We start from the raw sequence: 11,209 nt of genomic DNA on the forward strand, positions 1-11,209 counted from the left end.
CCATGGCCCATACATTTACACCCACTTCCTCCAGCCCACGGGCCGGGCGTTTCGACCTCGACAGTCGCGCAGTCATCGATGCCCGTCTCGAGCTGGCCGCCTGCCTGCAGCTGGCGGCGTTGCACGGGATGGAAGAAGGCATCTGTAACCACTTTTCGGCCACGGTGCCGGGGCATGACGGGCTGTTTTTCGTCAATCCGTTTGGTTATGCCTTTGAGGAAATCACCGCCTCCCGTCTGTTGGTGTGTGACTTTGCCGGCAACGTGATCGATGGCAGCGGTACCCCGGAGGCTACCGCGTTTTACATCCACGCCCAGTTGCACCAATTGCAGCCGCGCATCAAGGCGGCATTTCATACCCATATGCCCAATGCCACCGCCCTGTGCCTGCTGCAAGGACCACCGTTATTGTGGCTGGGTCAGACGGCGTTGAAGTTCTACGGGCGCACGGCAGTGGACGAACACTACAACGGGCTGGCCCTGGATAACCGCGAAGGCCAGCGCATCGCCGAGGCGCTGGGCGATGCCGACATCCTGTTCCTGAAAAACCACGGTGTCATGGTGGCCGCGCCAAACATCGCCGAAGCCTGGGATGACTTGTACTACCTGGAGCGGGCCGCCGAGGTGCAGTTGAAGGCGATGGCCAGCGGGCGGCCACTGCAGTTGATCGACCCCACGGTGGCTCAGCTTACCTACGAGCAAATGCGTGAAGGCGACCCGGCCAGTGCACGGGCACATCTGGACAGCGGGATGCGCCGCCTGAAAAGGCTGGGGTCGCATTTCGATACCTGACTCCCACTCATCCAAATGTAGGAGCTGGCTTGCCTGCGATAGCGGTGTGACTGACTGGCACGCCGCTATCGCACACTATGGATCCAGCGGCCCGCCGTTGTAGCCCTCGGATAAACGTGTCCCGGTGAATTTCGCCACCACCGAACCCTGCGCTACCAGGCGCTCGCGGTGGCCGGTGACCATGCGGCCGGTTTGCGCGGCGTGCAAGATTACTTCGGAGTGGGGATCGCCCGGGCGACCGATGATTCGAGCGAAGCGTTGCCCCTCCTCAACGTAATCCCCCAGGCCGATTTCAAACACCAGCACGCCGGCGCAGGGCGCAAGGATGGTTTCCATGCAGCCCATATCCACCACGTCGCCCTGCCATTCGGCGATGTCGGCCACTTCGTCGATCACCCCACTGATGCACAGCCACGCCCACAGGCCATCGGCATCTTGCTTGGCCAGCGCATCGCTGACGTCCGCTTGCCCGCGCAATTCAATCGTGGCCGTCAGGCGCGGTGAGCCATGGTTGATGACCGTTTCTTCAAAAGAGCCGTCACCGCCTTCGTCCCACACGATGACTACCTCGGCTTGCAACGCCGCCGCCAGCGCCAACCCCTGCTCCGGCCAGAAACGGCGGTGGATGTAGAGATACGGCAGCGCTTCGTCGTCAGTGTGCAGGTCCAGCATCAAATCGGCATCGAGGGCCAATTGCGCCAGGCTTTTTTGCCATTGCGCGAAGTTGTTGGCCGGGCGCTGCAGGGCCAGGGATTGGTCGAAGCCACGGTTGAAGTTCTGCCCGGTGGCCTCATGAAAGCGCCCTAACACGCGGCCCTGACGAAACTGCCCGATGCCAAACGGATTGGCTTGCGGCACCACCGTGACGGTGCCGCGCAGGCGCCCTTGGTCTTGGCAAGCCTGCAAACGCGGCAGCAGCTGATGCAGCACCAGCATCCCGGCGATTTCATCGGCATGCACACCCGCTTGCAGGTGCACGCGGGGCCCGCTGCCATCACCGTCAAACCGCCAGGCGCCGATATGCAGCCGGTTGCCAGCGTCACCGTTCACATGCCACGAAAGGTCTTTTGCCATGCCTTGCCCTCCTCTGATCAATTAATCGGTAGAGATTGAACAGCCGTTCAACTAACCTGATGATTCCGGTCTTCCATCAAAGGCGATCCCGTGACTGTCGACCCTCCCAAACTGCGCCGCGCCGGCCCCGACGAACGCCGAGACTTGCTGGTCGCTGCCACCCTCACCTGCCTGGCTCGCGACGGCCACGCGGGCATTTCCGTGCGGCGTATTGCGGCTGAAGCCGGGGTGTCCGTGGGGTTGCTAAACCATCATTTCGGCAGCATCGACGCGCTGATTGCCGAGACCTACCACAAGCTGGCCAACGAGCTGACCAGCGCCCTGTGGGAACAGGTCGAGCACGCCGAAGGTGCTGCCGCGCGCCTGGATGCGTTCCTCAGCGCGTCGTTTTCGCCACGGGTGATGGACCCCGACCTACTCGGCGTGTGGGTGGTGTTCTGGAGCCTGATACGCCACTCCCCCCACGTTAACCAATCCCACGAAAACAGCTACCACGCCTACCTGGCGCTGATCCAACAGCTGCTGGACGACTTGGCCCGCAGCGAAAACCTGGTGATCCACGACAGCCGTTTGGCGGCCATCGGCTTATCGGCGATGCTCGACGGACTCTGGCTTGAGGGGTGTCTCAACCCCGGCACCTTCAGCCCCGCCAACGGGCTGCACATCTGCCGCTGCTGGGTACAGGGGCTGCGTCACGGAGCATTCGGCGCCGACCACGTCCTGTGACACCGGATGCCGCGCACTGAGCATGGCCAGGGTGCCACTGATGGCGATCAGCACCGCGCCAATGATCAGCGAGCCGTCCATCACGGTACCCCACACCAGGCTGGACAGGATGAACGCCCATATCAGCCCGGTGTATTCGAACGGCGCGAGCAAGGTGGCGGTGGCACGTCGGAAACTCGCAAACAGTAGAAATTGCCCAATACCGCCGACCATGCCCGCCGCCAACATCCCCAGCCAGGCGGATGTCGGTGCCGGGGTGTGGGTCCAGGGCAAGGTCACCGCCATGCAGATCACGAACACCACGTTGGTGATCAGCATCTGTTCCAGCACCGAAGTCGCCGGGTCGACCTGGCGCAGCTGGATATAGGTAAACGCCCAGCACAGCGCCGCCGCCAGGGTCAGGGCGATGGGCACCGGGTCGAGCATATTGCTCGGGCGACACGCGATGATCACCCCGACAAAGCCGATGACCAGCGAAATCCACTGGCCACGGCTGGCGCGCTCCTTGAGGATCAGCGCCGCGAGCAACGTCACCATGATCGGCGCGGAGAAATACAACGTGGTCATTTCCGCCAGGGTCAGGTCCTTGGCGGCGGTGTAATACAACAGCCACGCCAGCAACGACAGCAGCCCACGAATGACCAGCAAGCGGCGGCTGACCGACGTCCAGGCACGGCGCAACAACCCCCAGCGCCCGGCAATCACGCAGGCCGCGACCACCACCAAACTGCGCCAGAACAAAATGGTAAACACCGAATAATCGGCCACCAGCCACTTGATCACCGCGTCCTGCAACGCCAGGAACAAATAGGCCAGGGAGCACAGGGCGATCCCTTGCAGCGAGCGGTCCTGGTTCATCCGGCCGACCTGCGCAGCGGCGTTCCGCGCCGTTCGGCGATGGCATACACGCCTTCGATCAAAAAGGTCAGGCACAGGTACACCCCCGCGACCAACAGCAATGGCTGGTAAATCTGCAAGGTTTGCGCGCGCACCACGTTGGCCGCGCCCAGCAGGTCAACCACGGCGATCGTCGATGCCAATGCAGTGGACTTGAGCAACATCACCGTTTCCCCGGCCAGTGTTGGCAACAACAGGCGCATTGCCCGTGGCAGGCGCACCCGCAGCAACGCCTGGCGCGGTGTCATGCCAAACGCCGAGGCGGCTTCCATCTCACCCTTGGGCACCGCCAGCAGGCCGCCGCGAATCACCTCCCCCACATACGCGCCCACCGACAGCACCAGGGCAAACACGATGTACCAGTAGCCGTCACGCAAATACGGCCACAGGAAACTGCTGCGGATCATCGGGAACTGCGCAAACAAGCTGCCCAACCCGTAATAGAAAATGTAGATCTGGATCAGCAACGGCGTGCCCCGCAGCACACTGGTGTACGCCAGTGCGCTGCGGGCCAGCCATTTACGCCGCGACAAACGCGCCAACGCCACCAGAACCGCCAGGGCAAAACCCAGCACCGCCGAAATCACCAGCAGCGACAAGGTGGTCTGCAAGCCCTTGGCGATCAGGCCCGCGTAATAGCTTATCCATTCAGGCATGTGCCCCTCACTCGACAACCGGCATCCAGCGACGAATACGCCGCTCCAGACGTCCGGACAGGTAGTTGGAAGCCAGCGTCACCAGGTAATACAGGGCGGCGGCCGTGAGGTAGAACAACAGGTATTGCCGGGTCGAGCCCGCCGCTTGCTTGGCGGTGTACAGCAGTTCGTTGGTGCCGACCACGCTGATCAGTGCGCTGTCCTTGATCAGGTTGATCCACAGGTTGGACATGCCCGCCAAGGCGTACGGCGCCATGATCGGCAACGTCACCCGACGGAACAGGCCAAACCCGCTCAAGCCGAAAGCCCGTGCTGCCTCGATCTGGCCGTGGGGAATCGCCAGGATCGCCGCGCGGAAAATCTCCGACGCGTAGGCGCCCTGCACCAACCCCAGCACCAGGATCGCCACCAGCGGCCCGCTGATATTGACCTGCTCAAAGCCCAGCCACAGCATCAGCGCGTTGAGGCCCATGGACCCTGCGTAATACAGCAGCAGGATCAACAGCAGTTCCGGCACCGCACGAAACACCGTGGTGTAGCCGCGCATCAACAACCCGATCGGGCGCGGTGCACTGAGCTTGGCACAGGCCACCACCAGGCCGATCAACAAGCCGACCACAAACGACCCGGCGGAGATCTGCAGGGTCATCCATAACCCTTTGAGCAACGCGTTGCCCCACCCTTGTTCGCCAAAGCTGAGTAGCTCGAACATCATTCGCTCTTCTGGGCGATTTGCTGGTAGGGGCTGTCACAGGTCTTACTGACAAACGCCGGGGTATCGCTGCGCTTGCATGGGCTGACCGACAGGCCGAAGTAGTGTTGCGACAGGTCGTCGTAGTCCTTGCTGACCAGTAATTCACCAATCGCTTTGTCCAGACGGGCCTTGAGCGCGGTGTCTTCCTTGCGCAGCCCTGCGCCAACGCCACGGCCGATGATCGGGTCGTAGGGCACGCTGGCGATATGCGCCAGGCCGCTGGCTTCCGGGGTCTTGACCATCATGGCGATGGCGGTGTCGTCGGCCATCATGTAATCGATTCGTCCAGCAATCAGGTCCGCGTTGGCTGATTCCTGAGTGTCGTAGTACTTAAGGTCGGCGATTTTTTCGTAGTACTTCTTCAAGTAGTTGGCGCTGACGGTGGAGATCTGCACGCCGATCAGTTTGCCCTTGAGGCCCGCCGGCGAGATCTCCACTTCGCTGCCCTTCGGCCCGGCGACGCCCAGCAGAGAGTCGTAATAGGCGCGGCTGAACGCGATCTGTTTTTCGCGCTCATCGGTCACTGACATTGACGAGAAGATCACGTCGATCTTCTTCGCCAGCAACGACGGGATAATGCCGTCCCACGCCACTTCCTTGATCTGGCATTCGGCTTTCATGCCTTCGCACAGCTTGTGGATCAGGTCCACCTCAAAGCCGGACCACTGGCCGTTGCCGCCTTTCACGGTGAACGGTGGGTAGGGTTCGGCCGCGACCGCAAACACGATGGGTTTCTCTGCCGCCAGGGTAAAACCTGCGGCCAACACCAACACTGCACTGCTCAACCACGTTGCCATGCGTTTGGATTTCATGATTTTGCCCCGTCTTTTTATGGAGTTAGCGAGTTTGATGCGCGTTGACGAACTGTCGGCAACGCTCACTGCGTGGGTCGATAAACACCGCATCCGGCGAGCCGGTTTCTTCGATCATGCCTTGGTGCAAGAACGCCACTTTCGACGACACATCCCGGGCGAACGCCATTTCATGGGTGACCAGGATCATGGTGCGGCCCTCTTCGGCCAGGGAGCGGATCACCCGCAGTACCTCGCCCACCAGTTCAGGGTCGAGGGCCGAGGTGGGTTCGTCGAACAGCATGACTTTGGGACGCATGGCCAGCGCGCGAGCAATCGCCACCCGCTGTTGCTGGCCACCGGAAAGGAACGCTGGGAACTCATTGCGCTTGGCGGCCAGGCCAACGCGGTCGAGCAAGGCTTCGGCGCGTTCGGTGGCCTCGGCGCGGCTTTCGCGCAGCACCTGGGTCGGAGCTTCGATCAGGTTTTCCAGGACTGTGCGGTGCGGCCACAGGTTGAAGTTCTGAAACACCATACCCAGCGTTGAGCGAATGCGCACCAGCTGTTTGGCATCGGCCACCAGCGGCGCGCCGGGACGGCCATAGTTGAGTTTGATGCTCTCACCGTCCACGTGGATGCTGCCCTGGTCCGGCACTTCGAGCATGTTGATGCAGCGCAGCAATGTGCTCTTGCCCGAGCCGCTGGCGCCGATCAGCGAGATAACCTCACCTTCGTGAGCCGTGAGGGATATGCCCTTGAGCACTTCGATATTGCCGAAGCGCTTATGCAGGTCGATGACCTCGATCATCTTCTTGGCTTGCGCTGGCTGCACCACTTCGATTCTGGGCGCAGCCGCGATACGCGGCTCGCCCGCCAGCTTGGCGACAAACTGTGCGATGCGCTGGCAGGCTTCGGCCAGGCGCTCTTCGCCGAGGGTAAAGGACAAGCGCACAAAACCTTGCGCCGGCTCGCCAAATGCAGCGGCGTCGAGCACTGACACGCCGGCTTCACGGAACAACCGCCAGGCAAAATCCAGGGAACTCAAGCCAGTGCCGCGCACATCCACCAACACAAACATGCCCGCTTGCGGCGCCTGCACCGTGATCCCCGGGCACGCGGCCAGGCCAGCCACCACCAGGTCACGCCGGCGCCGATAGATCTCGCGCATGCCAGCGGTCACTTCATCATGGGCCAGCACCGCGGCGGTGGCCGCTTCCATCACAAAGCCCGGCAGCCCATACAGCATGCTCAGCACCAGGGTTTCGGCGTGGGCGACCATCTGCGGGTTGGCGATGATCCAACCGATACGCCAGCCGGTCATGGCATGGGACTTGGACAAACTGCCAATCACCACGCAGCGCTCAGCCATGCCCGGCAACGCGGCGAGGCTGTGGTACTCGCCATCGAACACCAGGCTTTCGTACACCTCATCCACCACCACCCAGAGGTCGTGGGCGATGGCCAAATCGGCGATAGCCTGCAACTCGTCGCGGCTCAGTACCACGCCGGTGGGGTTGTTGGGGTTGGAGAAGAAAATGGCCCGAGTACGTGGCGTAATCGCGGCGGCGAGCGCCTGCGGATCGAGCCTGAAGCCCGATTCCGGCGAACATCGCACGCGCACCAACGTCGCGCCGCTGGCTTTGAGCGTGGCCTCGTAGGTGACGTACATCGGGTCAAGCACCAGCACTTCATCGCCCGCTTGCAGCAGACACAGGGACGTCACGAACAACGCGTTCTGCGCACCGGCCACGCTGATGACGTTTTCGGCAGTCAACGGGCGCGCCAATGTCTGGCTGTAACGTGCGGCAATCGCCTCGCGCAGTGCCGGGCGGCCGGGAATTTCAGTGTAGTGGGTGTCGCCTTCGCGTAGTGCGCCGATGGCGGCATCGGTGATAAAAGAGGGGGTGGCGAAATCCGGATCGCCGACGCTGAGGATGATGATGTCTTCGCCCTGGCTGGCGGCGTGGAACGCGGCGTGGTGGATGTCCCAGGCGGCTACGCCCTGCCCTGCAATTCGTTCGACGAAGGGGGAAAACCGCATGCCAGAGCCTCTCGTTCAAGAAGAAAAAGCGCGAACCCGTTTGTTGGCAAACGGGTGGATGCGGTCAACATAGTTCAAACTGAACAGTCGTTCAATGGGTAAGTTTGGACCCGTGTCGTTTATCGTCCAAAGAGGTCGTTAAGCGCCTTGTTGCGGTTTCATCAAGCCACACTTGACGTCCTGAAGTTCCTCGGTCGAGCCCAGATTCCATTCCCTCAACGCCAGGTGGGTGGCGAGCAGCACAAAGCCGCCGTCGCCCAGCGGGGCCATCAGCAAACTGTAGCCGCGCATGGAATCGCCTTGTGCATCCACGTAGTCACGCAGCAGCGCCAGCGGGTCCTGCGTGTCTGCGTCTTGCGTCGACAGTCTGCGCGCCGTGTAGGTATGCCCGTGCAGTTGGGCAGGCAACACTTGCCAGTGCTCGTCGAGGTGTGCGCCTGACTGATTGATCGCGGCAAACACCTCCGGGCGCAGGCAGGCGATGTGCACGTGCAACTGGTTCTGGGAACGGCCATATCGGGAGTTGATCGCCACTGAAACAAAGCGGTCAGGTACGGGGGTGGAAAGGCCAGCGGACAACACGCTGCGGTACTTCCAGGCCAATGCCACGTAATGCGGCAGCCATGGCTTTCCCAGGGCCGGGTCTTCGATGCCGGTGACTTTGTCGGTGGGAATCAACAGGTCCTGCAGCGGGCCGTTGCGGTCCTTGAGTAGCGTAAAGCCACGGTCCAGGTCCACGGCCAGGCAAGGGGCTGGATTGTGCTGCTGTTGCTGGTCGGGGACGCACTGCTGGCTGACGATCTGCCACAGGACGTCGGGGTTGCCTCGCCACTGCAAGGCTGCAAGCATCAACCCGCCACAGAGCAAACCACCCGCGAGGGTGAAAACAGTACCGCGCCTCATGCATGAACCTCGATGTACAGGGATGATGGTGTGAGCTGCCGACATCCCTGTCGCAGGGTTAACGCTCGGGTGGCGCCAGGAACTCGGGGCCAACTGGGTCTTTAATCGTAGCGGCCAGAATACGGTCGATATGTGTCAGGTGATCGGGCGATAACCGCCAGCCAAACACCTCTTCAAAGCCGCGTAACTGCTCGGGCCGGCGCGCGCCCCACAGGGCGATCGTCGGGCCTTGGTCGAGCACCCAGCGCAAAGCCAGGGCAAGCACCGATTTACCGTGGTACTCACGGGCATACACGTCCAGCGCAGCAACGGCCGCCAGGTACTGCTCGAAACACGGCGGCTTGAATTTCGGGTCCAGCGTGCGCACATCGTCACCGGCAAACCGCGTGGCGGCATGCATGCTGCCGCTGAGCAGCCCTCGGCACAAGGGGCCATAGGCCAGTACCACCAGGGAATGCAGCTTGGCGTACGGCAGAATGTCGCTGTCGATGGCCCGTTCGAACAGGTTGTACGGCGGCTGCACGGTGGCCAGCGCCGTGTACTGGCTGAAACGATCCATTTGCGCGGTGGAATAGTTGCTCACCCCGACCGCGAGGATCTTGCCTTCGGCACGCAGGCGCTCCAGCTCTTCGGCGGTTTCTTGCTGGGCCACCAAGGGGTCGGGCCAATGCACCTGGTACAGGTCGATGTAGTCGGTTTCCAGGCGTTTGAGCGAGCCCTCGACCTCTTTGCGAATGCGCTGGGCCGTGGCGTTGCGTTGCACAGTCCCCGTGTCCCACTGCAACCCGGCCTTGGTGGAAATCACGGCCGAGTGACGCACGCCACGCAAGGCTTTGCCGATCAGTTCTTCGGACAGGCCAAAGCCATACACCGGCGCGGTGTCGATCAGATTGATGCCGATGGCCAGCGCATGGCGGATGGTCCGGCTGGACAGCTCGTCATCCGCGCCGCCCCACAAATGTCCGCCCATGGACCAGGTACCCAGTGCGATTCGCGAAACCGCCTTTTCGATACCCGCAATCCGGATGGTCTCGACGTACATGAAAAAACACCCCTGCCCACGATAAAGCTTAGAAAAGCAATTACTCTAGATCATCCACGGTTGAATAGGGCTCAACGCCGCATGCAACCGAATGCCTACAAAAGAGACTTGATATGCCTGTTTTCAACCGTTCCGAGCTGGCTGATCTCAATGTGTTCATGGCTATCATCCGGCGGCGCAGCTTCCGCCATGCCGCCCATGAGCTGGGAGTGACCACCTCGGCGTTAAGCCACACCATGCGCAACCTGGAAACGCGCCTGGGCGTGAAACTGCTCTACCGCAGCAGTCGCGCCGTGGAACCGACCGATGCCGGCACCTTGCTGGCAGAAAAACTCAGCCAAGGCTTCGCCACCATCAAGGATGGGCTCGACACCTTGGAGCTGTACCGCGAGGCGCCCATCGGGCGGTTGCGGCTTAACGTGCCGCGCGATGCGGCGGTATTGTTGCTGGCACCGATCCTGGGCGATTTCTGCGCCGCCTACCCGCAACTGCGCCTGGACCTGATCGTGCAGGACCAGATGGTCGACATCATCGCCGAAGGCTACGACGCCGGTATCCGCTACGGGGCCACGGTGCCGCAGGACATGGTTGCCGTGCCGCTTACCGGCGCGCTGCGCTGGATTACCGTCGCCTCCCCCGCCTACCTTGCGCGCCGAGGCATCCCCCAAGCCCCCAAAGACCTGCAGCAACACTCCTGCATCCGCATGTACCTGGGCGACAAGACCGCCTACAAGTGGGAGTTGGGCAACGGCCCGCGCCAACAACGCCTCGACGTGCCCGGCCACTTCAGTGCGGCGGATACCGAAACCATCGTCAATGCGGCGTTGCAGGGTGTGGGAGTTGCGTATTGCCTGTCCAACCGCGTGGAACAGGAGCTCAAGGACGGCCGACTGGTGGCGGTGCTGCCTGACTGGGCGTGCATCGGCGAGCCGCTGTGCATGTATTACCCCAGCCGCCGGCAATCGCAACCGGGGTTGCGCCAATTGATGGACATGATCCGCATGAAAACCATCGGCACGCAGTTGATGGAGCCACATTGAACCTGCATCGAGCCGGCGCCCTTAAGCCTGGATAGAGAGCAGCCAGGATCCCCACGATGACTCCTGCTGCTGGGCGTGGGCATCGGCCCTTGGGTGTGGACCTGTTGAGTTGGACATTAAGGGTTCCGCACGCTGCACGCTGGATGGAACACACCTCTTCTAACCGCCCTGGGTGTCGATGTCGGCATCCGTTTCAGTCTTGATCTCAGGCTCCGGCTTGAAGTCGGGGCTGTAGTCGTTTTCCCGAGCCTTGGGGTCGCTGGCCGGTTTTGGGTCTTTGGGTGCATCGGCGGCAGTACTTGGCGCCGGCTCACCGGCATCGATGGCGGGGTCATTGCGGTCGTTGGTATGGGGGTCGCCTTTTGTGCTCATGTGTCACCTCTTCGCTGTTCCTGAAAAACTCTTCCTGCGTCTAAGTAAGGTCTCGTGCAGAACGGTGAAGTTCCAATTATTCAGAAACCCTGATGGCCTGTACCGGCAATATCCAGCAACCG

The 11,209-nt window shown here is 61.9% G+C and carries 11 protein-coding genes and 1 pseudogene; 3 read left to right on the top strand and 9 right to left on the bottom strand.

Features of this window, described 5'->3' with window-relative positions:
* The first annotated feature begins 2 nt into the window (after positions 1 to 2).
* Positions 3 to 791 (top strand): aldolase, encoded by a 789-nt coding sequence (locus HF257_RS19650; protein ID WP_185706206.1) that lies wholly within the window; start codon positions 3 to 5, stop codon positions 789 to 791.
* A gap of 75 nt (positions 792 to 866) precedes the next feature.
* Here HF257_RS19650 and HF257_RS19655 read toward each other — a convergent pair whose 3' ends face one another.
* Positions 867 to 1,865, bottom strand: coding sequence for a M14 family metallopeptidase (locus HF257_RS19655; RefSeq protein ID WP_185706208.1), 999 nt, complete (start codon positions 1,863 to 1,865; stop codon positions 867 to 869).
* A gap of 201 nt (positions 1,866 to 2,066) precedes the next feature.
* On the opposite strand from HF257_RS19655, the pseudogene HF257_RS19660 reads away from it, so the two are divergent.
* A pseudogene (locus HF257_RS19660) lies at positions 2,067 to 2,495 on the top strand (TetR family transcriptional regulator C-terminal domain-containing protein); the annotation flags it as partial.
* On the opposite strand, the gene HF257_RS33345 reads toward HF257_RS19660, so the two are convergent.
* The 7 genes from HF257_RS33345 to HF257_RS19690 all read right to left on the bottom strand — a co-directional run bounded on the left by HF257_RS33345 (position 2,451) and on the right by HF257_RS19690 (position 9,675).
* Complete coding sequence (locus HF257_RS33345; RefSeq protein ID WP_233081310.1) at positions 2,451 to 3,449, bottom strand: DMT family transporter; 999 nt, start codon at positions 3,447 to 3,449, stop codon at positions 2,451 to 2,453. The pseudogene HF257_RS19660 and the gene HF257_RS33345 sit on opposite strands and share 45 nt — an antisense overlap.
* Positions 3,446 to 4,144, bottom strand: a complete 699-nt coding sequence (locus tag HF257_RS19665; RefSeq protein ID WP_185706212.1) for an ABC transporter permease — start codon at positions 4,142 to 4,144, stop codon at positions 3,446 to 3,448. The genes HF257_RS33345 and HF257_RS19665 overlap by 4 nt, the downstream gene beginning before the upstream one ends.
* A gap of 7 nt (positions 4,145 to 4,151) precedes the next feature.
* A complete protein-coding gene (locus HF257_RS19670) occupies positions 4,152 to 4,856 on the bottom strand; it encodes an ABC transporter permease (RefSeq protein WP_185706214.1) in 705 nt (234 codons plus the stop codon).
* Complete coding sequence (locus tag HF257_RS19675) at positions 4,856 to 5,710, bottom strand: transporter substrate-binding domain-containing protein (protein WP_185706215.1); 855 nt, start codon at positions 5,708 to 5,710, stop codon at positions 4,856 to 4,858. The genes HF257_RS19670 and HF257_RS19675 overlap by 1 nt, the downstream gene beginning before the upstream one ends.
* A 25-nt stretch (positions 5,711 to 5,735) precedes the next feature.
* Positions 5,736 to 7,730 carry an aminotransferase class I/II-fold pyridoxal phosphate-dependent enzyme gene (locus tag HF257_RS33450; protein WP_185706217.1) on the bottom strand — a complete coding sequence of 665 codons (1,995 nt, stop codon included), beginning with the start codon at positions 7,728 to 7,730 and terminating at the stop codon, positions 5,736 to 5,738.
* 138 nt (positions 7,731 to 7,868) lie between these two features.
* Complete coding sequence (locus HF257_RS19685; protein WP_185706219.1) at positions 7,869 to 8,633, bottom strand: CDP-diacylglycerol diphosphatase; 765 nt, start codon at positions 8,631 to 8,633, stop codon at positions 7,869 to 7,871.
* Positions 8,634 to 8,691: 58 nt separating this feature from the next.
* Positions 8,692 to 9,675 (bottom strand): aldo/keto reductase, encoded by a 984-nt coding sequence (locus HF257_RS19690; protein WP_185706222.1) that lies wholly within the window; start codon positions 9,673 to 9,675, stop codon positions 8,692 to 8,694.
* A 113-nt stretch (positions 9,676 to 9,788) separates the two neighbouring features.
* Here HF257_RS19690 and HF257_RS19695 point away from each other — a divergent pair, with 113 nt between their 5' ends.
* Entirely contained in the window at positions 9,789 to 10,715 is a 927-nt protein-coding gene (locus tag HF257_RS19695) for a LysR family transcriptional regulator (protein ID WP_185706224.1), read from the top strand.
* 159 nt (positions 10,716 to 10,874) lie between these two features.
* On the opposite strand, the gene HF257_RS19700 is transcribed toward HF257_RS19695, so the two are convergent.
* Positions 10,875 to 11,087: a hypothetical protein gene (locus tag HF257_RS19700; RefSeq protein WP_185706226.1), complete on the bottom strand. Its 213-nt coding sequence runs from the start codon at positions 11,085 to 11,087 to the stop codon at positions 10,875 to 10,877.
* Between the last annotated feature and the right edge of the window lie 122 nt (positions 11,088 to 11,209).

It is taken from the genome of Pseudomonas cremoris, from assembly GCF_014230465.1.